Here is a 22,064-nt window from a genome sequence, read left to right on the forward strand (position 1 = left end):
AATTATGCTCTACTACCTACTACAAACTGTCTTTTTTCAAATCTTATTTTTAGTGCTTTATGATGTGTTTCATAAAAAAGATACGTTCTTCTCTTTAAACAGATTGTACTTGTTAAGCACCTCTGTACTTTCTTTTATTTTGCCCTTTATAAAAATCAAAAGTATACGAGAAAACATCCCTGAAGAATATATCTTTCAGCTACCAACAGTATTTATAGGACAACAAACCGAAGTCGAAACCCTTTCTGCATTATACATTTCGGATCCAACAGGAAATATAAATTGGTGGCAGCTATGTTATGGAATTGGAGTCTTTTTTATGCTCATTTTATTCATCCGGAAAATTATAAAACTTAGGCTATTAAAAAAGTGTTCAGGTTTTAATCGCATAGAAAATTATACTGTATACACATTAGTAAGTAGTAAAGATGCTTTCTCATTTTGGAACACAATATACTTGGGAGATCAAATATCAGATGTAGAAAAAGAACAGATTATCACTCATGAAATTATTCACCTCAAGGAAAAGCATTCTTTAGATTTATTATGGTTTGAATTTTTAAAAATTATCTTTTGGTTTAATCCGCTAGTATATGTGTATCAATCTAAGACAAACACGCTTCACGAATTTATTGCAGATGCAAAAAGCATTAAAATACTAGGAAAGAGAAAATACTACGAACAACTATTAACTACTGTTTTTGACACAGAAAACATAAAATTTATCAATCAATTTTATGATCACTCATTACTTAAAAAACGAATCATGATGTTACAAAAATCACAATCACAATCGATCGCTAAATATAAATATCTAGCCACTATACCTGTACTGGCTCTCATGTTAATCTTTACTTCTTTTTCTGAAAAAGAACAAATTACAACATCGATCATAAAAGAAACAAAGCAATTACAAGTAAAAAAACAAATCCCTTTTGACAGTATTAAAAAAGGAATTCCATTTACCGAAATCGATAAAATCCCTACAACAAAAACTTGTAAAGAGATCACTGATAAGAGTCAAATGAGAAAATGTGTGTCTGACGAGATCAAGAAATTTGTAAATACCAATTTTAACATAAAAGCTATACAACCATATGCAAAACCAGGTATAAATCGTATATACGTTCGTTTTAAAATTGACAATACAGGAACAATCACTGATGTTAATGCTCGTGGACCTGCTGCTGCTCTTGAAATCGAAGCCAAAAGAGTGGTTAGTTCAATACCACCAATGATCCCAGGAGAATATGAAGGTAAAAAAGTAGCCGTTTTATATTCATTACCCATTATAATCCAAATAAAAGAGGATAAAAGTGAAAAAACCAAAAAACCAATACCTAATAATAAAGAGAATAAAGTACTAGAAGAAACACTTCTCGATGATAAGAAATATATTGCTAAACCAGGATACTATATGATTACTAATATTTTTAAACATAAAAAATATTTGGATAAGCGTCTACAAGAATTAAAAACAAGAGGGTTTAATCCGAAATTCTTTAAAAACCCAAAAGACGGATATTTTTATATGTATCTCGAAAAATACGATACTCAGGAAGAAGCTAAAAAAATGCTTGATTCGAATATGAATGGAAAATATAATGAAGATCTATACATCCAACGAATAAATGGTAAATAAAAAAAAACGTACAGTTCTATCATTACTACTAGTATTTTGTTTAATCATTCAAGTCAAAGCTCAGTCTTCTGCCTTGACCATAGCTGATAGTTTATATAGTTTTGGAGATTACTCTAATGCGATTAAAAAGTATCAGGAAATAGTACCTAAAGATCAATACACACTATTACAAATCGCAAAATCGCATAGAGCCAAAGGAACCTATACAGATGCACTATCGTATTACAAACAGGTATTAAAAAGTACGAACCCTACAGCTTCTGTAAAATTAGAGTACGCCAAATTATTAATGATCACCGGTAAACTAAAAAAAGCAGATAGCATATACACAGACCTTGTTTCAAGGTACCCAAACAACCCTGATTTTCAATATCGATTAGGGGTAATAAAAAAAAGACAAAAAGATACACTAGCGATCTCTTATTTTAAAGAAGCTTTTCGACTAGACAATACACATCAAAAAAGCTGTTTTGAAATCTCTAAAAACTACTTGAAAAAGAGAAATTATGACATGGTTCTAAAAACTGCAAATCTAGGTCTACGTTCATATCCTGAAAATGTTGAACTCATAAGTGTTTTGGGACAGAATTTCTTATTTCGTAAAGATTATGATACCGCACTTCCGTATTTTCAAAAACTGCTTGAACTAAATCAGGAAAGTGAATTTATCCATTCTAAACTAGGATTGTGTTATAGCAAAACCTATGAATATAAAAAGGCAATTTCTCATTTTAATGAGGTACTAAAATATAATAACAAATCCCCGAACACATATTCATTACTGGGATATGCTTATCAACAACTCGAAAAATATGATAATGCATTAGAATATTACAAAAAAGCACTCGAATTAAAAGATATTCCCATAGAAGAAGATCTTCTTTCTATTGCATTGATATATCGTTTTCAGGAAAAATGGAAAAAAGCGATACAGTATGCCAAACTAGCAATTAAAGAAGACCCAAAGAATGATAGAGCTCATTACCAATTAGCGATGTTTGCAGATGCTCACTATCAAGATCCTGAAATCAAAATAAAATACTATAACACTTATCTACAAAAGTTTGGCACTGATAAAAAAAATTATTTCAATATGATTGTCAAAAAAAGAATAGTTCAATTGGAAGAAGAAATCCAAAATAAAACCAAAAACAATTAATGCATAAAAATCATGCACCTCGACCATGCAAAACCAGATACCAACCTATCTTTAACCTATTAAAATTGCATACAAAATCATAAAGAGCTCGACATATGGTGGGATTGCCGAGCTCTTTTACATAGCCACTATAGATAGTATCTATAGAACTATTTTCTTAAAAGTTATTTAAAACTTAAGGCTAAGTTCTAATTAGAATATGTTTTATCTTTACTTTATAAAAACGGAGAAATGATACCAGAAGATTTTAGAGATTTTTTCATTAGTTCATCGGCTTTGGTTCAATCAGAAATTGTTTCCACATTATTGGAGATCTCTACTGAGGGTTCAGCCCTGATTGATAGCAATCAGAGTAAAGCCATAAGCTGTCCTCATTGTAAGTGCAATAAAATTAAGGCTAATGGTAAGCTCAAAGGAGTACAGCGCTATGTTTGTAATACTTGTCATAAAAACTTTAGTGAAACTACCGGTAAGTTCTGGTACAACCTCAAGAAGAAAGACAAAGTTAATCGTTATTTATTCTGTTTACTCTCTGGATATAGTATTCGCAAGAGTGCCAAAGAAACAGGGATTTCTATTCAGACTTCTTTTGATTGGAGGCACAAATTACTTGTCTCCTTTGGGAGCGTAAGTGTGGATGAATTCCAAGGAATCCTAGAGAGTGATGATCTTTTCTTTGCTTACTCTGAAAAAGGGAATCGAAATTTGGATCGTCCTGCTAGAAAACGTGGCGCAAAGGCAAGTAAAGCTGGTCTCAGTAATGAAAAAGTAGCTGTGATAGCCAGTTGTGACCGATCAGGGAACAAAGATTTCAAAGTAGCTACCAGAGGTCGCATTAGTAAAAGTGACTTGGAGACTATATTACAAGGGAAGTTGGCTAAAGTAGAAACCCTTTGTAGCGACAGTCACAGAAGCTATACTGCATTTGCAAAAGACAAGAAGGTAGCACACAAAAAATTTAATGCTTCGAAGGGTCAAAGAGCTGTTGACAAAATATATCACGTACAAAATGTGAATAATATGGATATGCGTCTAAGGAAATTTATGGAGCCCTTCAATGGAGTGGCAACAAAATACCTTCAGAATTATCTGAATTGGTTTTTAGTCTTAGAAAAAATAAAAAATTCAACCAGTAAAATGGCAACCGTAGCAGCTATAGCCTTTGCTTCCAATACTGCCTGGATGGAATTTAAAAACATAGTAGTAAATAATATGCTTTTTAGAACTTAGCCAAACTTAAAAGAAGGAAATGATGGAAAGGAAGGAAATGAAAATCCTTTAAAGAAATCTCCAAAACTTGGAAACGTAAAAGGTTTTATTTTCACAGGAGTACTCTCTGTTGCCTCACAGGTAACTTTTTTATACAATTTCCCGTTTACATAAATCTCTGTTGAAGTTACCCCATTTGAAGTAGATGAAGAAACAGAAACAGAAGATGAATTAGAGCTAACTGTAGCAGTTGAGTTACCAGAAGTAACTACTTTTGATGAACTTTGTACACAATCAGCTACCGTGTATTCTCCACATGGTGTACTCACAGTACATTGTGCGATTAAAGAAGTTGAAGAAGCTACTGCAAATACTACTCCTGCAATTAAATTTTTTGAAATACTTTTCATTTGTGTGATTTTAATTAAACATTTAATACTAACACAACAGTGTTTCTTTAAATCACCCTATTCTCTTAATGTTAAAAAAACACTAATGTCAAATATCAAATAGTGAATACAACTAATACTTCTCTCTCTAAAAAAATTTATGTAGTTTGGCTATCCGAAATAGTCTACGCATAATGAGTGTAAGGAATTGGTATATAGGTCTATTAGTTTTTACGTTATTTTCTTGTAAAGATTTTGTGCTTAAAAAAGAGCATAAAGACGATATCATAAAAGAAGGGTTAGAGAAACTAAACTGGAATGAGGTAGAGCAACCTCCTCTATTCGAAGTTTGTAAACAAAAATCCGAAGAAGAACTAGAACAATGCTTTCAGAATACAATCACACAGCATATATATAACTACCTTATAAAACATACCATTACCGTAAAAGAAGCTGTTAATGATACTATTTGGGTTCCTTTACTCATAACCAATGAGGGAGAAATCATACTCGAAGATTTTAGATTACCACATGATATAGAAGTACAAATCCCGAATCTAAAAGATAGTTTAAAGAAAAGTATCAGCTCTCTTCCAAAGGTTAAACCTGCCCATACACGTAGTACACCAGTTACCACGTTATATAAACTTCCTTTGGTAATACATATCGATTAAAGCAGTACTTATTCTTAATTGCGTAGTTTTGTAGTATAAAACATATCCTTTCTTTTGAGTAACGAAAAAATTATACTAGGTATTGATCCCGGAACCACAATTATGGGATTTGGACTTATTAAAGTTCAAAATAAAAAAATGTCTTTTCTGCAATTAAATGAGCTTCAACTCGGGAAGTATGATGATCATTATTTAAAGCTAAAACTTATTTTTGAACGTACGGTAGAACTTATCGATACCTATCACCCTGATGAAATTGCGATAGAAGCTCCTTTTTTTGGTAAAAATGTACAATCAATGCTTAAACTGGGGAGAGCCCAAGGAGTGGCCATGGCAGCAGGACTTAGCCGGGAAGTGCCTATCACAGAGTATTCTCCAAAAAAAATAAAAATGGCAATTACCGGTAATGGTAATGCAAGTAAAGAACAGGTAGCCAAAATGTTACAAAACCTCTTACAGCTCAAAACACTTCCTAAAAACCTGGATTCTACCGATGGTCTTGCTGCAGCGGTATGCCATTTTTATAATATGGGTCGAGCCGATATCGTAGGTAAAAGTTATACAGGTTGGGCAGCTTTTGTAAAACAGAATGAGAAACGAGTGAAAAAGTAACTACAAATTATAGTTTTTGACGATTTCAAATTCATAAATTCTAATTCTAAAATCTAACAATATTAGCGGTATCTATATTCATATTCCTTTTTGCAAGCAAGCTTGCCACTATTGTGATTTTCATTTTTCGACTTCGATGAAGAAAAAAGATGAAATGATTACTGCGCTATGCAATGAAATTAAATTACGAAAACCAGGAGTCAATAGCAATGAAACCATCAAAACCATATATTTTGGTGGTGGTACACCAACTGTGCTATCTATAGATGAGTTACAGCGTATTATAGATGTGGTTTACAAATATTATCAAGTTGCTGACAAAGCAGAAATTACAATCGAAGCCAATCCAGATGATCTTACCGAAGAGAAAATAGAATTGTTAGCCAAAAGTAACGTAAATCGTTTGAGTATAGGTATCCAATCTTTCTTTGAAGAAGATCTCAAAATGATGAATCGTGCTCATAATGCCAAAGAAGCTAAAAAATGCCTCTCTCTGGCGACTCGCTACTTTGAGAATATTTCAATAGACTTGATTTATGGTATCCCAAATATGTCGATAGATCGATGGAAACAAAATATACAATTAGCATTAGATTTTAAAGCTCCACATATTTCCTGCTATGCCTTAACGGTAGAACCTAACACCGCATTACCAAAATTGATCGAAAAAGGAAAAATCCCTTCGATTGATGATAGCTTGGCACAAAAACACTTTGAAATCCTTGTAGAGTCTCTAGAAAACGAAGGGTTTATACATTATGAATTATCCAATTTTGGTAAACCCGGATACTTCAGTAAAAATAATACGGCATACTGGCAAGGGAAACGCTATCTGGGTATTGGACCCTCTGCACATTCCTATAACGGAAAACAACGAAGTTGGAACATTAATAACAATGTAAAATATATCAAAGCGTTACAGCAAAATCTACTCCCCAGAGAGATTGAAGACTTAACTATTACCGATACCTACAATGAATATATTATGACAGGATTACGTACTATTTGGGGAGTATCCTTGCAAAAAATAGAAAAAGATTTTGGAGAAAAATATAAAGAATACCTTCTCAAACAAGCTCAAAAACATATCGATACTCATCTTTTATTTTTAGATGGTGATACATTATTTGTAACCAAAAAAGGAAAGTTTTTAAGTGATGGTATTGCAAGTGATCTTTTCTTACTAAATTTAGAGTGATTTTCTCCCTAAAAATAGTTGGAAGAACATATGATCACAATAATAGAACACAATAATCAGTCTTACAAAATTGATCTTTCAAAACCGTTAGATATATCCATTCCTTTAAGAGCATCACAAGAAAATGTAAATGCCTGGTATATCGATGGCCCCAGAATTGAGCCTGTAACTGATGGTGAATGGATCGGAAAAGTATCCGAAGGTGCTTCAACCAACTTTAATAATATTTATTTTAACCCTCATGGCCATGGTACCCATACTGAATGCGTTGGCCATATCACTCCCGAATTTTATAGTATTAATGATGCGCTAAAACAATTTTTCTTTATTGCTGAAGTAATTTCAGTTCAACCAAAAAAACAAGGAGAAGATCATATAATTACTAAAGATCATATCGAAACTGCAATAACTTCTGTACAACCAGAAGCATTAATTATAAGAACGCTTCCTAATACCGAAAGTAAATGCAACAAACACTACTCTAATACCAACTGGCCTTATCTTACAGAAGAAGCTGCTAGATACATCAAAAAATTGAACATAGAACATCTCCTCATTGATCTACCATCGGTCGATAAAGAAAAAGATGATGGAAAATTACTGGCCCATAAAGCCTTCTGGGGGTATCCTGAAGCAACACGGCATAATGCCACCATCACAGAAATGATTTATGTCGACACCAAAATATCAGACGGGCAATATCTTCTTAATCTTCAGATAGCATCCTTTGTAAACGATGCTTCACCAAGTAAACCTGTTTTGTATAAAATGCTGTAAAAATGAAAACAACCCTAAAGCTCGAAGAAATTGCAATGCTTGGATTAGGAATCTATTTATTTAGTTTACTATCCTATCCTTGGTGGTTATTTTTGGCTTTATTCCTCCTACCCGATATCGGAATGTTAGGATACATTATAAATAATAGAGTTGGAGCATTAAGTTATAATACATTTCATCATAAAGGGATAGCAGTTTTGATTTATATTATTGGAGTATACATCTCTAATGAACTATTACTACTTTCTGGAATTATTCTTTTTTCGCACACTGCTTTCGACAGAATTCTGGGATACGGCTTGAAATATGAAAAAGGGTTCAAATTCACACATCTAGGTGAAATAGGCAAAAAGGATTAGAATAAAGTTATTCCTTTTATGATTTTAACTAAAATATAACAATCCCCAAAGACAACTTTTTTGATACTATTACATCTAGATAATACATCAAAAGTTCTAAATTCATGAAAACAACACCATTCTCTTGCACATCAAAAATTTTTAGTCTTCTGTTTTTATTTGCTTCTTTTTCATTCTCCTGTTCTGGTGGTAATACCAAAGAACCAAATCTCAATACTGATTTGGTAAAACTTAAAATAACACCTAAACAATGTAAAGAACCTTGGTTACATTCAGAAGGAAACACTTTAGAAAATAAAGTTCGCAATTACCTTAAAGACCTAAATATCAAGCTTAGAAATTTCGAAAACATCACCCCAAAAGATGTGGTAATGTGCCAAGCCTGTGAGATATGTTCTGGTCCTACAATTACTATAAAAGTAGACAAAACTCATGTCGATCGTTTGATTAAAGAAGGATTTTCTCTAGTACCAAATTAATATAAATACCGCTATTTTCTGAAACGATATTCTTCATATCTTTACGCCATGGAGTTATTGTTTATTGGACTTTTAGGGGGAGCTATTGTAGCTTATTTCATTTTTGCAAGGTTTACTGCCGCAAAAAATAAATCATCTGTACGAACACAATCTGTTGTACTTAAAGAAAAAATTAAAAATGTTTGCAAGTTGGTTACTGTTGAAGGTGATTTTGCTGAAATCTACCATTATGAAAGTGTAAAAGAAAAGTTCTTCAAATTACTATCTGGAACCAAAAAAGCATTAATTATTATCGAAGCCAAAGCGTATGTAGGATTTGATTTATCCCAAATAACATTAGAAAGTGATACCAAAAAAAAACAAATTATCCTTACTCATTTTCCGCAGCCAAAACTCTTAACTATAGAAACTGATTTTAAATACTATGACAAAAAAGAAGGCTGGCTAAACCCATTTACCTCTGGTGACCTTACAGACCTTAATAAAGAGGCTAAGCAATTTATAAAAGATAAAATACCGCAAAGTGGACTTATGGAATCTGCGAAAAAGGAAGCCCTGACAGCTATTTCACTTATGGAAACTCTCGCAGAATCTATTGGGTGGACATTAGATTACTCTGCTTTAAAAATAGATGACAATAATCAAGATACAAAACAGTTAGAATAAAGAACGATGAGTATAGTTATTTCTACCGATAAAGAAAAATTAGATCTTAACTTTATCCATGAGTTTTTAACTCACTCATACTGGGCATCGGGCAGAACCAAAGAAGAAGTAATGATCAGTATAAAAAACACCTTAGCCTTTGGTGTGTATCTTGATGGAAAACAGATTGGATTTGCACGCATATTAACAGATTATATAATCTTTGGATATATAATGGATGTATTTATTATAGAAGAATATCGGGGAAACGGATACTCAAAACTATTGATGAATACAATTATGGAACACTCAGATCTTAATTGCATTAAAACATGGATGCTGGCCACAAAAGATGCTCATACGCTATATCAAAAATTTGGATTCAAAGCTATTGATGACCCTACCAAACTTATGAAAAAACTCGTAACTAAATAAAAAATGAACATCGAAGCATTCAGAGAATATTGTTTGTCAAAAAAAGGAGTTACAGAAGAATTTCCTTTTGATGAAAGCACTTTGGTTTTTAAAGTAATGGGGAAAATGTTTGCTTTAACAGGATTACAACGAATACCGTTTAGTGTAAACCTAAAATGTGATCCTGATCATGCTATCGAACTTCGTGAATATCACCCAGAAATAACTCCAGGATATCATATGAGTAAAAAACATTGGAATACTGTTAACTTTTCTGGTGGTTTACCTACTAATATGATAATCGAATTGATCAATCACTCTTATGATTTAGTAGTAAGCGGTCTGACCAAAAAAATAAAACAAGAATTAGAAGATCTTTAATAATAAAAAAATAGTAGAACCATTGATTACCTTCTCTAAGGATAATAAGAAGATTTTGTGTCCTCAATCCTTTTTAAAGAGAGATTTTCAATATTCTCATTTGATAAGTAAAAAATGAACAATCCTCAACAATTTTATAAAGAGCAAATTTCTCTTCATACAATATCATTAAAAAAAGTAAAGAAACAATTGGCACTTTCAAGTACCATACGTCTTTTTGTTTTTTTAGCTATCATAGCCGGAATATATTTTGGATATCCTAATACTCAAATTATTATCGGAAGTATTGTGATCGGGATTGCTGCTTTTATATTCTTAGTAAACCGGCACACCGATCTCTCTTATTCTAAAAATAAACTACAAAAACTAATTGACATCAATACACTCGAGCTTAATGTTTTTAAAGGTGATGTCAGTGATCTTACTCCAGGAAAAGAGTATATCGACACTACACATCCTTATAGTCATGATATCGACCTGTTTGGAGAGCAATCTTTTTTTCAATATACCAATAGAACAACTACTCTGGCCGGAAAAAACAAACTAGCAACTATACTTAGTGCTAATGCAATTGACTATATCGAGAAAAAACAAGAAGCAATAAAAAATATATCAAAACTCCCAAAATGGCGACAAGAATTTAGTGCCATTGCATCACTGGTTAATGTAAGTATTTCAGTTTCTTCGATACAAAAATGGTTGCAAAACTATACCACTTTTGTCCCTAAAATTATGCGCATACTTCCTGCAATAGTATCTGGCATTTCTCTGATATTGTTAACACTACTATTCTTAGAAATGATCACTTTTGCTATGTTTTTGGTTTGGTTTTTTATTGGCCTGGGCATAACCGGAACACAACTTAAGAAGATCAATAAACTATATAGCAATGCTAATAGAGTAAAAGATACTTTTGAACAGTATTATAAGCTAGTCGATAAAATTGAAAATGCTAATTTTGAAGCTGCCTTATTACAAGAAAAGCAGCAATTGGTAATCAGCGAACAAGAAAAAGCCTCACAAACTCTAAAGCATTTTGCCAGTATTCTTAATGCCTTTGATCAGCGCAATAATATGATGTTTGGTGTTTTGGCCAATGGATTAATGCTATGGGATATTCTACAGAGTTATCGTATCGAAAAATGGATCACCAAAAACCATGAAAAAGTAGCACAATGGTTTGGAGTTATTGCCTTTTTTGATGCTTATAACTCCCTCGGTAATTTTACTTTTAATCATCCCGATTATGTATACCCTAAGATAACATCAGGCAATAGTATACTAAAAGCCAAAGAATTAGGTCACCCAATGCTTAATACTCATAAAAGAATAGATAATGATATTACTATAGACAACGAACAGTTTTTAATCATCACCGGAGCCAATATGGCTGGAAAAAGTACTTTTTTGCGTACCGTTGCTTTACAAATTGTGATGGCTAACATAGGGCTGCCTATTTGTGCAAAATCATGTGAGTATCGCCCTATCAAATTGATTAGTAGTATGAGAACATCAGATTCATTAAGCGACGATGCCTCTTATTTCTTTTCAGAATTAACACAGCTTAAAAAAATTGTAAATGCCCTCGAAAAAGATGAGTACTTTATTATCCTCGATGAGATTCTAAAAGGTACTAATAGTAAAGATAAAGCAGCTGGATCACGTAAATTTGTAGAAAAACTAGTTAAAGCAAAAGCAACAGGCATTATAGCAACACATGATTTAAGTCTATGTGAAATTGCATCAGAACTACCACAGGTAGAAAATCGTTTTTTTGATGCTCAAATTGTAAATGATGAACTATATTTTGATTATAAATTTAAAGATGGGGTTTGTCAAAACATGAATGCCTCATTCCTGTTAAAAAAGATGGGAATTGTATAATTAGGATACAGTATCTTGGTCTAATAGAATGTAACATACAGAAATCATATCAGAATCTTAAAATTAAGAATTATGTCGTAATTGAAGCCCTTATTATAGTTACTGCAAAAAATGATCACTAGTAATGATAACCATACTACTCTAAATCAATAGTATATATGAAACTAACAGAAAAATTTAAAGACATTAAAGGTTATTTCTCTCCAAAAATAATTGGAGAAGTCAATGACACCTATGTTAAGTTAGCGAAAATAAAAGGAGATAAAGTACCTTGGCACAGCCATGAACATGAAGATGAACTCTTCTATATTGTTGAAGGAAGTCTCCTTTTTGAAATAGAAGGACAAGATTCTTTTACTATGAATCAAGGGGATCTGTTTATTGTAAAACGTGGAGTTAATCACAGGGTTTCTTCAATAGAAGAATGCAAAATTATGCTCATAGAAAACAAAACAACAGCTCATACAGGAAAAGTAAAATCTGAAATCACCAAAAATATTGACGAGCAACAATTAGAATCATGAAAAATCTATTTTAATTGTAAAATAATTTATAATTGATGTCTAGATATAATATATCTTTTAGCTAATAGAATGTAATTAATCAATACCAATGATATTAACAATATTGTTAAGTTTTATCTTTTTTATTCTGGGGATTATTCATTTTAATTGGGTTGCAGGAGGGACATTTGGATTTGAAGCCTCATTACCAACTAAGGAAAGTGGTGAACGCATATTAAATCCTAAAAAAATTGATAGTGCAATTGTTGGATTCGGTCTTATTGCTTTTGCTTTTTTTTATGTACTCAAATCAGGACTTATTGATTATGATTTACCCGAATGGATTTTGAAATATGTAAAATGGATTATCCCTTCTATTTTTATGTTAAGAGCTTTTGGGGACCTTAAATATGTTGGTTTTTTAAAAAAAGTAAAACATACCAAATTTGGCAAATTAGATACCAAATTATTTTCTCCTTTATGTCTAATCATTGGATTAATCGGATTGATAATAGCAGCGACATAATAACATAACCAAGTGAACACAAAAGGTAATTTTATGATGGAAGGCTATGAAAGCCTAGATGACTACTGGACAAAGACAAAGCTAAGTTCGTTTAAGAAATTGAAAGTACATGCAGCTGCTGTTTTTATCACCATACTTAAATTTATCATTAAACCTATCAGGTTCTTATTTGGAAAGAATTTTAATTTATTAGCAAATCTTGATGAGGATTTAGGAGAATTCAATGTATTGGGCAGTAAAAGAAAAGAAGAATTCGAAGGCCACTATCTCACACAATCAGAAATAAATAAATTCATGGATAGTGGTATTCATGGACCATTTCGTGTATTAGACACTAAGAAAGCCGAAAATCTTGCAAATGAAAGTGATGATTTATTTAAAAATCACTTTCACAAAACCACCATATTTGGTGAGGATATTTTGAGTTCGCTAAAAGCTTCGGAAGATTACTCCATTAATTATCTGGGGTTTTTTCAGGGATCAAAATACAAAAGACTATGGGATGTTTTGGTGCATCCAAAATTATCACAGCCTCTTCAGAGCATTTTAGGAGATGATTTACTATGCTGGAGGTCCCAATTCTTTGAAAAAAAACCAGGTCAAGAAGGTACATTTTGGCATCAAACTGGTACTTTTCGAGAATCTGATGAAAAACCAAAATTAGAACCCACCCGTCATACACATCCTGCTATTGCACAATTATCTGTATGGATTGCTTTGCGAGACACTAATAAAGAAACAGGATGCTTACGTATGATAGAAGGCTCTTTTAGAGATGGGCGTTTTGAAAGAATTGCAACAAATATTCAGGGTGATTTATCCGGTTATCTAATGTCTCTACCCTACTCAGAAATTACTAAAACTTTAAAAACCATTTGGTATACTACAGGTAATTTCAAAAAAGCGCAATTGGTGTTCGAAAAAATAAAAAAGGAAAATCCATCTCTTTTTGATAATGTTGTTATAAGAGATCTAGAAATGAAAGCAGGAGAGGCAATCATTTTTACTTCTTTAAACACTCATGCATCTTATGCAAATACTTCTGATGATCATGTGCGTTTAGCTCTGATAGGAAGATACACTCGATCAGATGTTCATATTTTCAAACATGAATCAACTTCTGTATTACCAACCAAAAGTGGTGGTATCCCATATAACGTACATAAAGAACCTTCTATTCCTGTGTCTGGCAATCCTAAACATTCAAAAACCAATAATGCAATAGCAAAATATCCCTCATCCTGAAAAATATTAAAATCAACTAAAACTAGGTTCATGTACTCTTTTTTTATAATCAGAAGGAGTCATTCTCTTTATTTGCTTAAATTTTCTATTGAAGTTAGAAAGATTCTTAAAACCACTACGATAGGAAACTTCAGAAATAGTAATATCCAATTCTCTAGATAGTAATCTGCAAGCATTCTCGATCCGTACTTCAATCAAAAATTGAAAAAAAGTTTTATTGGTTCGTTGCTTAAAATATCTGCAAAAAGCATTAGGAGTCATATTAGTCAAATCAGCAACTTCTTTTAAAGAAAAATCCCTATAATACTCATCCATTACTGCTTGAAAAACCTTAGCCATTCTTTTTCCTTCATTATCAGTATACCCCCTTTTTGAAATAAATGAAGATATCGTTTCGGTTTTTGATGTTTTCAGTATTTTTAGAATCTTTAGAAAAATAGTAAAACGATCAAGTTTTTCTTTCTTTTCAACAATTTTAAGAAACTGTTTTTTTAATTTTTCCTTTTTAGAAAATACCTTGATTCCATATACCGAGTTTCTAAAAAAACTAGAGAAATCATTAAATTCTGGAAGATTAAAAAATAGATTCCCAAAAGATTCTTTAGTAAAAAAAAGAGAAATCATATAAGACTCTACAGAAGAAAAAGCACTCTTTAATACATGAGGAACATTACTCCCAAAAATCAAAATATCATTGGCCTTGTAATCGGTTATTGTATCTCCAACAATTAAACTTCCTTCCCCCGATATTATAATGGATATTTGTATCTCCTCATGTTGATGAAATTTATCATAAAAGACAATTTCCTTATCTTCCTGAACGATTAAAGTGTCTGTTGAAGATTTTGGTATTTTAAAAGGTAATGCTTTCATTTCTAAGTCATCTATAAATCAATATTAATCATAATTATGCATATATTAACAATAAAGGGTAATATAGTATCATATATAGGTAATTTCTCGGTGTATCTTTCATCGGTTTCCTGATATCTTTGAATAAAACTTAAAATATGGTAATAGATTGGAAAGGTGTAATGCCTGCAGTGACTACAAAATTCACTAAAGAGGACACACTAGACTTAAAAATGTTCGGAATTAATATCAATGCACAACTTAAAGCTGGGGTTCACGGAATTATACTTGGCGGTACTTTAGGTGAAGCAAGTACATTGAGTAATGACGAAAAAAGAATTTTAGTTAGAACTACAGTTGATATTGTTAAAAACAAAGTTCCGGTTATCATTAATATTGCAGAACAAACTACAAAGGGAGCTGTTGAAGCAGCCAAAAAAGCAAAAGAAGATGGTGCCAGTGGTTTGATGATACTGCCACCAATGCGTTATAACGCAGGGGATCGAGAAACTGTAGTTTATTTTAAAGAGATAGCTAAAAGCACAGACCTACCTATAATGATTTATAACAACCCTGTTGACTATAAGATAGAGGTCTCTCTAGATATGTTTGAAGAGTTATTAGCACTGGATAATATACAGGCAGTAAAAGAATCTACAAGAGATATTTCTAATGTAACACGAATTAAAAATCGCTTTGGTGATAGGCTAAAAATCATGAGTGGTGTAGACACATTAGCTCTCGAGAGTTTACTAATGGGCGCCGATGGCTGGGTCGCGGGATTAGTAGATGCTTTCCCAAAAGAAACTGTAGCTATTTATGAACTTCAAAAAGCTGGTCGAATAAAAGAAGCTATAGCAATATATCGCTGGTTTTTACCTTTGCTGGAGTTAGACATAAATTCTAAATTAGTACAAAATATAAAACTGGCAGAAGTAGCTACCGGAATCGGTACAGAACATGTGCGTCCTCCCAGGTTACCACTTGTTGGAAATGAACGTAAAAAAGTATTAGAAATCATTGAAAATGGTTTAAGAACGAGACCTCAACTACCAGAATACAAAAACATTGAATTAATAGATTAATCAAAAAAGTAATAATGACGACATTATTCTTTCATTAAAAACTAATCTATTTTCACATTAAATTATTTGAAACCATGATCACAGGCAAAAACTATATAGGAAATCAGCTTTCGGCTTTAGGAAATAAAACCTACACAACTTTTAACCCTAAGCTAAATATTGAAAATGAACATACATTTTTTGAAGCATCAGAAGAAGAAATCAAAAAAGCAGTATTATTAGCTTCAGAAGCTTTCGAAATTTTTAGAAATATTTCTGGCCCTAAAAAGGCAGAATTTCTACATGCAATTGCTGATGAAATTTTGACTTTAGACGATCTTCTAATAGAAACATATCGATCAGAAACTGGTTTGCCAGAAGGAAGAGCAAAAGGCGAACGAGGAAGAACCATAAATCAATTAAGAACATTTGCAAATCTGGTTGCTGAAGGCTCATGGGTAGAAGCTACTATAGACACTGCTGATTTAGAACGCAGTCCTATTCCTAAACAAGATATTCGCAAATTGTTGGTTCCTCTAGGGCCAGTTGTTGTTTTTGGAGCAAGTAACTTTCCTTTAGCCTATTCTACAGCTGGTGGTGATACTGCTGCCGCGTTTGCTGCTGGATGCCCCGTGATTGTAAAATCGCATCCTATGCATGCAGGAACCGGAGAATTAATCTCTGCTGCAATTATTAAAGCTGCTACAAAAACAGGAATGCCAAATGGAGTATTCTCTAACCTTAATAGTGCTGGTATTGAAGTAGGTGTTCAATTGGTAAAACACCCTAAAGTAAAAGCAGTTGGTTTTACAGGAAGTATTAATGGAGGTAGAGCTCTATTTGATTTGGCTTCAAAACGACCAGAACCAATCCCAGTATTTGCAGAAATGGGTAGTATAAATCCAGTAGTTCTTTTACCAAAGGCAACAACTACCAAAGGGGCAGATCTAGCTAAAACTTATGCAAAATCCATAACATTAGGAGCTGGGCAGTTTTGTACAAATCCAGGTTTACTAATAGGAATCAAAGGAGAAGCATTAACCAATTTTATAACAATACTTTCTGAAGAAATAGTGAAAATCGAACCTTCTTGTATGTTGCACCCCAATATTATTGGCAATTTTGAAAGAAACAAAACAAATGTATTACAACAAAATGGATTATCTGTCACTGCTGAATTTGATAGTGATATTGCTGTAAATTATGCCCGGCAAACAGTTACTACAGTTGAAGGGAAAACATTTCTAGAAAACACAACTTTGCACCAAGAAGTGTTTGGGCCATTTTCGATGGTTGTACAATGTGAAGATACAGAACAATTAGAAGCTATAATTAATAATCTTGAAGGACAGCTCACAGGCACAATTATTGCTGAAAACGAGGAAGCACTACAATACAATTCGGTTATTGATGCTTTACAAAACAGAGTGGGGAGAATCATCTTCAATGGTGTACCAACAGGAGTAGAAGTATGTCCTTCTATGCTACATGGAGGTCCTTATCCTGCTTCGACCGATAGTAGATTTACAGCAGTTGGTATTCATTCTATAAAACGATGGGTACGTCCATTTAGTTATCAAAGCTGGCCTAATCATTTACTACCTATCGAACTTAAAAATGAAAATCCTTTAGGCATTTTAAGATTAGTTGATGGTAAGCAGACAGATCGCAAAATTTGATTTTTTCTATGATTAACAATAAAGAAATGAATACCCAATCCAAAATGAAGCTTTTTAAAGTCATAGCAATCCTAACATTGTTTTTTGGTAGTAGTTGTACCCAACAAAAAAAGGAAGATACATCTACCCCACTACATCAAATTATATCAGAAATAGAAGATCGGGAAGCGTATGATGATTATACATACCCATTAGGTCTTTTTACTAAAGAACATTTTAAAAAAGAAGCAGATTTTGCGCAACAAAAGATAGAAGAACTAAATAATATCGATGCATCTCAACTTAAAGAAACCGATAAAATATCTCTTGACCTTTTAAAATTTACATTACAACAAAAAGTTGATTTTTATGAATTCGAAATGTATCTAAACCCTCTATTATCAGATTCTGGGTTTCATAGTAATCTTAATTATATGGTTAGACCATTAACCAATTATCAACAGATTAAAAAATACCTCAATAAACTTAGCGCCATACCCGAATTTGTAGACCAGCATTTTATAAACTTACGAGAAGGTCTTGAAAAAGGGGTTTCTCAACCTAAAATTATCTTTAAAGGATACGAGTCTACCTATAATGATCATATCGTTGATAGCGTAAAAAACAGTTATTTTTATTCTCCATTTAAACGTTTACCAGAGACGTTAAGCCAAATGCAAAAAGATTCTGTGCTTAATGCCGCAACAGAGGTTATTAAAGATAGTGTTATCCCACAATTTAAAAGAATAAAAACATTTTTTGAGACCGAATATTTACCTAAAACAAGAACCGCTATTGGTGTATCGCAAACCCTAAACGGTAATACATATTATCAAAACAGAATAAATTTTTATACCACAAGCACAAAATACACTGCAGACGAAATCCATACTATTGGATTAAAAGAAGTTAAGAGAATCAAAGCACAAATGGAAGTCATCATAAAAGAGCTTAATTTTCAAGGAAGTTTTGCCGATTTTTTTCAATTTCTTCGTACCGATGAGCAATTCTATGCAAAAACACCGAAAGAGTTGCTTATGATTGCTAGAGATATAGCTAAACGAGCAGATGAGCAATTACCACGCTTTTTTAAAACTTTACCCAGAAAACCATATGGGGTAGCTCCGGTACCAGATGCTATCGCTCCAAAATATACAACTGGTAGATATATAGGAACTGAAGCGAATAGTACCGATCCTGGTTATTATTGGGTAAACACTTATCATCTAGCCAGCAGAACACTTTATACACTACCATCACTCACAGTACACGAAGCCGTACCTGGCCATCATCTGCAAGGTAGTTTAAACAATGAATTAGGAGATAGTATCCCTCAATTCAGAAAAGATTTATACTTATCTGCATATGGTGAAGGTTGGGGGCTATATTCTGAATTTCTGGCAGAAGAAATGGGAATGTACACCACTCCTTATGAGCAATTTGGAAAACTAACTTACGAGATGTGGCGAGCTTGTCGCTTGGTAGTAGATACAGGGATTCATGCCAAAGGATGGACACGTGAACAAGTTGTAGATTTTATGGCTTCGAATACAGCACTATCGCTACATGAAATACAAACAGAAACCGATCGATATATCTCATGGCCAGGTCAGGCGTTGTCTTATAAAATTGGTGAATTAAAAATTAGAGAACTTCGTAAAAAAGCTGAAACCACATTAGGAGACAAATTTGATATTCGTGAATTTCATGAAATCATTCTGGAACAAGGAACAGTTACGCTTTCAATTTTAGAAAACAGAATTAATACTTATATCGAAAAAGCAAAAAATGGCTAAAACCACTTTTAAATGTATCGACGCACATACCTGCGGAAACCCTGTACGAGTGGTTACAACAGGTAGACCTGATTTAATCGGAAAGACAATGAGTGAAAAACGTCAACATTTTCTTACCACATACGATTGGATTAGAAAAGGATTAATGTTTGAACCTCGAGGGCATGATATGATGAGTGGTAGTTTTTTATTCGAACCTCATAATCCGGATAATGATTTTGCTATTTTATTTATAGAGACCTCTGGATGTTTACCTATGTGTGGTCATGGCACTATCGGGACCATTACTATTGCCATCGAAGAAGGTTTGATACAACCTAAAACTCCAGGGGAAATTAAAATGGAAGCTCCGGCTGGATTGGTAGAAATAGAATACCAGCAAACCAATAAAAAAGTGGATTGGGTAAAGCTTAAAAATGTAAAATCCTATTTGGCAGCAGAAGGCTTAACTATAGAGTGTCCTGAGTTAGGAGAACTTATTTTTGATGTAGCCTATGGTGGAAACTTTTATGCTATTATCGATCCTCAAAAAAACTTCAGCGGGGTTCATAATTTTACTGCAAGTAAGCTAATCCAGTACTCTCAAGTGATACGAGAACGTATTAACAAAAAATATCCCAACGCATTTATCCACCCAGAAAATAATACGATCAGAGATGTAAGTCATATACTTTGGACAGGAGATCCTATTCACCCTGATTCCTCGGGTAGAAATGCCGTTTTTTATGGAGATAAAGCTATTGACCGTTCTCCTTGCGGAACAGGAACTTCGGCTCGAATTGCACAATTACATGCCAAAGGGAAACTACAACAAGGAGAGGAATTCGTTCATGAAAGTTTTATTGGAAGTACATTTATAGGTAGAATTGAAGAGGAAACAGAAATCAAAGGTATAAAAGCCATAATTCCCAGTATTCAGGGCTGGGCAAAAGTTTATGGATACAATACCATTATTATAGATGATGAGGATGACCCTTATGCATATGGGTTTCAGGTTATTTAATTAGCGTCTAACAAAATTTGGGTTAAACAAAACACAGTAGAATGTAACGCTAAATTTGTCTAAGTGTATACAATTATGAATAAAGAAGTTATTATTATTGGTGGCGGAATCATAGGTTTGTGTTCTGCATATTATTTGCATAAAGAAGGACATCATGTAACCGTAATAGATCAATCTGCAATGGATTCTGGGGCCTCATACGTTAATGCCGGATATCTTTCTCCCAGTCACATTATCCCACTTGCTGCACCTGGAGTAATGAAAAAAGGATTAAAATGGATGTTTAATTCTACTAGTCCATTATTTATAAAACCTCGCTTAAATTCAGATTTTTTGCGATGGACTTGGGCATTTAATAAGTCTTGTTCAACAAAAAATGTGAATCGTGGTATTTCTGCCATTAAAGATATCGCCATACTAGGAAGAGATTTGTATTCTGAAATCAGATCAGAAGAAAATTTTACTTTTCAATTAGAAAAGAAAGGACTTTTGATGATATGTCAAACCGAAAAAATGCTGGAAGAAGAACTTCATGTTAGTAAGATTGCTACCAAAGAAGGGTTACCGGTAAAAGAGCTTTCATTTGACGAATTAAAAAAAATAGAACCTAATGTAAAAATCCAGGCAAAAGGTGCTGTACTTTATGAATGTGATTGGCATACCACTCCACATACCTTTATGGAAGAAATGAAAGCTTTTCTTGAAACCTCGGGGGTAGCGATTCATAAAAATGAAAAGATAGAGGATATTAGTGTGCAGAACAATAAAATTACTTCGATACATACTAAAAATAAATCGTATACAGCAGATGAGTTTGTATTAGCGGCAGGATCATGGTCAAATTTGTTAAGCAAAAAACTAGGGATTAAATTATTGCTTGAAGCCGGAAAAGGATATCGTATAAATTCTGAAAGAAATCTAGGAATAAGTATGCCAGCTATACTAACAGAGGCTAAAGTTGCGGTAACACCAATGCAAGGATTTACTCGATTTGCAGGTACTATGGAAATAGCTGGTATCAATCATACTATTAATAAAGTGAGAGTTGAAGCTATCGCAAATGCGACGCAGCAATACTACCCCGATATTAAACTTTCTAATGTAGAAAAAGAAGCGGCTACATCTGGCCTAAGACCTGTTTCTCCAGATGGATTACCATACATTGGTAAATCTCATACTTGTAATAACCTTACCATTGCTACAGGACATGCAATGATGGGTTGGACTATGGGAACTGCAACAGGGAAATTAGTTTCAGAAATTATTTCTGATCAAAAACCTTCTTTAGGTATAGAGCCTTATCATCCTGGTCGTAAGTTTTAATCAAAAAAATAATAGAATATTTCCTGTTTTTACTTTATTCTGTAGTATCAATATTTATAACTTACAAAGGTCATCTGTAGCCCCATTAGGTAGAGATAGTATGCCTCCTACATTGCTACAAAGCGTACCTTTTTCATCTCCTCCTTTTACTTTTGAAATATTTAAATTGGTAAGCTTAGCAACCTTAATTTTTTTTAACTTGATGTTATTTTTTTTGTTCATTTTCATGATAAATCTAATTTTAAATTCTATTACGCCATAAATATAATTAA

At 32.9% G+C, this 22,064-nt stretch carries 24 protein-coding genes; 21 read left to right on the forward strand and 3 right to left on the reverse strand.

Annotation, left to right across the window (positions count from 1 at the left end; all coding sequences use genetic code 11):
* Positions 1–4 precede the first annotated feature (4 nt).
* The 3 genes from ATE84_RS00945 (at position 5) to ATE84_RS00955 (ending at position 4,031) form a co-directional block, all read left to right on the forward strand.
* The gene (locus tag ATE84_RS00945) at positions 5–1,642 is read left to right on the forward strand and encodes a M56 family metallopeptidase (RefSeq protein WP_101445051.1); all 1,638 of its coding nucleotides are present in this window, start codon (positions 5–7) and stop codon (positions 1,640–1,642) included.
* Positions 1,632–2,801, forward strand: coding sequence for a lipopolysaccharide assembly protein LapB (locus tag ATE84_RS00950; protein ID WP_101445052.1), 1,170 nt, complete (start codon positions 1,632–1,634; stop codon positions 2,799–2,801). The genes ATE84_RS00945 and ATE84_RS00950 overlap by 11 nt, the downstream gene beginning before the upstream one ends.
* Positions 2,802–3,032: 231 nt before the next feature.
* Entirely contained in the window at positions 3,033–4,031 is a 999-nt protein-coding gene (locus ATE84_RS00955) for an IS1595 family transposase (protein WP_101444842.1), read from the forward strand.
* Here the strand turns inward: ATE84_RS00955 and ATE84_RS00960 are convergent.
* Positions 4,028–4,420, reverse strand: a complete 393-nt coding sequence (locus ATE84_RS00960; RefSeq protein WP_101445054.1) for a hypothetical protein — start codon at positions 4,418–4,420, stop codon at positions 4,028–4,030. The two genes, ATE84_RS00955 and ATE84_RS00960, sit on opposite strands and share 4 nt — an antisense overlap.
* Before the next feature lie 173 nt (positions 4,421–4,593).
* On the opposite strand from ATE84_RS00960, the gene ATE84_RS00965 reads away from it, so the two are divergent.
* From ATE84_RS00965 to ATE84_RS01025, 13 genes are all read left to right on the forward strand, one after another.
* Complete coding sequence (locus ATE84_RS00965) at positions 4,594–5,073, forward strand: hypothetical protein (protein ID WP_101445055.1); 480 nt, start codon at positions 4,594–4,596, stop codon at positions 5,071–5,073.
* Positions 5,074–5,127: 54 nt separating this feature from the next.
* A complete protein-coding gene (gene ruvC / locus ATE84_RS00970) occupies positions 5,128–5,685 on the forward strand; it encodes a crossover junction endodeoxyribonuclease RuvC (RefSeq protein WP_074407176.1) in 558 nt (185 codons plus the stop codon).
* A gap of 61 nt (positions 5,686–5,746) precedes the next feature.
* Complete coding sequence (gene hemW, locus ATE84_RS00975; RefSeq protein ID WP_101445057.1) at positions 5,747–6,883, forward strand: radical SAM family heme chaperone HemW; 1,137 nt, start codon at positions 5,747–5,749, stop codon at positions 6,881–6,883.
* 30 nt (positions 6,884–6,913) lie between these two features.
* Complete coding sequence (locus ATE84_RS00980) at positions 6,914–7,660, forward strand: cyclase family protein (RefSeq protein ID WP_101445058.1); 747 nt, start codon at positions 6,914–6,916, stop codon at positions 7,658–7,660.
* A 2-nt stretch (positions 7,661–7,662) separates the two neighbouring features.
* Entirely contained in the window at positions 7,663–8,019 is a 357-nt protein-coding gene (locus ATE84_RS00985) for a DUF4260 domain-containing protein (RefSeq protein WP_101445060.1), read from the forward strand.
* A 104-nt stretch (positions 8,020–8,123) separates the two neighbouring features.
* On the forward strand, positions 8,124–8,498 hold the full coding sequence (locus ATE84_RS00990; RefSeq protein ID WP_101445061.1) for a hypothetical protein: 375 nt from the start codon (positions 8,124–8,126) through the stop codon (positions 8,496–8,498).
* Between the two features lie 48 nt (positions 8,499–8,546).
* Entirely contained in the window at positions 8,547–9,164 is a 618-nt protein-coding gene (locus tag ATE84_RS00995) for a DUF4230 domain-containing protein (protein WP_101445063.1), read from the forward strand.
* A gap of 6 nt (positions 9,165–9,170) precedes the next feature.
* Positions 9,171–9,578, forward strand: coding sequence for a GNAT family N-acetyltransferase (locus tag ATE84_RS01000; RefSeq protein WP_101445064.1), 408 nt, complete (start codon positions 9,171–9,173; stop codon positions 9,576–9,578).
* 3 nt (positions 9,579–9,581) lie between these two features.
* Positions 9,582–9,938, forward strand: coding sequence for an MmcQ/YjbR family DNA-binding protein (locus ATE84_RS01005; protein ID WP_101445066.1), 357 nt, complete (start codon positions 9,582–9,584; stop codon positions 9,936–9,938).
* A 114-nt stretch (positions 9,939–10,052) separates the two neighbouring features.
* Positions 10,053–11,822: a DNA mismatch repair protein MutS gene (locus ATE84_RS01010; protein WP_101445068.1), complete on the forward strand. Its 1,770-nt coding sequence runs from the start codon at positions 10,053–10,055 to the stop codon at positions 11,820–11,822.
* A 158-nt stretch (positions 11,823–11,980) separates the two neighbouring features.
* A complete protein-coding gene (locus ATE84_RS01015) occupies positions 11,981–12,346 on the forward strand; it encodes a cupin domain-containing protein (RefSeq protein ID WP_101445069.1) in 366 nt (121 codons plus the stop codon).
* Positions 12,347–12,434: 88 nt separating this feature from the next.
* Positions 12,435–12,851, forward strand: a complete 417-nt coding sequence (locus tag ATE84_RS01020; RefSeq protein WP_101445071.1) for a DUF3995 domain-containing protein — start codon at positions 12,435–12,437, stop codon at positions 12,849–12,851.
* A 33-nt stretch (positions 12,852–12,884) separates the two neighbouring features.
* Positions 12,885–14,096 (forward strand): phytanoyl-CoA dioxygenase family protein, encoded by a 1,212-nt coding sequence (locus tag ATE84_RS01025; RefSeq protein WP_101445072.1) that lies wholly within the window; start codon positions 12,885–12,887, stop codon positions 14,094–14,096.
* A gap of 12 nt (positions 14,097–14,108) precedes the next feature.
* Here the strand turns inward: ATE84_RS01025 and ATE84_RS01030 are convergent, their stop codons facing one another.
* A complete protein-coding gene (locus ATE84_RS01030) occupies positions 14,109–14,969 on the reverse strand; it encodes an AraC family transcriptional regulator (protein WP_101445074.1) in 861 nt (286 codons plus the stop codon).
* A 137-nt stretch (positions 14,970–15,106) separates the two neighbouring features.
* Here ATE84_RS01030 and ATE84_RS01035 point away from each other — a divergent pair, with 137 nt between their 5' ends.
* From ATE84_RS01035 to ATE84_RS01055, 5 genes are all read left to right on the forward strand, one after another.
* Positions 15,107–16,033, forward strand: coding sequence for a dihydrodipicolinate synthase family protein (locus ATE84_RS01035; RefSeq protein WP_101445075.1), 927 nt, complete (start codon positions 15,107–15,109; stop codon positions 16,031–16,033).
* A 74-nt stretch (positions 16,034–16,107) separates the two neighbouring features.
* Positions 16,108–17,691, forward strand: coding sequence for an aldehyde dehydrogenase (NADP(+)) (locus ATE84_RS01040; RefSeq protein WP_101445077.1), 1,584 nt, complete (start codon positions 16,108–16,110; stop codon positions 17,689–17,691).
* 44 nt (positions 17,692–17,735) lie between these two features.
* Positions 17,736–19,466, forward strand: a complete 1,731-nt coding sequence (locus ATE84_RS01045) for a DUF885 domain-containing protein (protein ID WP_101450762.1) — start codon at positions 17,736–17,738, stop codon at positions 19,464–19,466.
* Complete coding sequence (locus ATE84_RS01050) at positions 19,459–20,469, forward strand: 4-hydroxyproline epimerase (protein WP_101445078.1); 1,011 nt, start codon at positions 19,459–19,461, stop codon at positions 20,467–20,469. Before ATE84_RS01045 ends, ATE84_RS01050 begins: the two co-directional genes overlap by 8 nt.
* Before the next feature lie 75 nt (positions 20,470–20,544).
* Positions 20,545–21,792, forward strand: a complete 1,248-nt coding sequence (locus ATE84_RS01055) for an FAD-binding oxidoreductase (RefSeq protein ID WP_101445080.1) — start codon at positions 20,545–20,547, stop codon at positions 21,790–21,792.
* A 54-nt stretch (positions 21,793–21,846) separates the two neighbouring features.
* On the opposite strand, the gene ATE84_RS25960 is transcribed toward ATE84_RS01055, so the two are convergent.
* Positions 21,847–22,020 carry a hypothetical protein gene (locus tag ATE84_RS25960; RefSeq protein WP_158237148.1) on the reverse strand — a complete coding sequence of 58 codons (174 nt, stop codon included), beginning with the start codon at positions 22,018–22,020 and terminating at the stop codon, positions 21,847–21,849.
* Positions 22,021–22,064 lie beyond the last annotated feature (44 nt).

The sequence above is a fragment of the Aquimarina sp. MAR_2010_214 genome (assembly GCF_002846555.1).
In the GTDB taxonomy this organism is placed as follows: domain Bacteria; phylum Bacteroidota; class Bacteroidia; order Flavobacteriales; family Flavobacteriaceae; genus Aquimarina.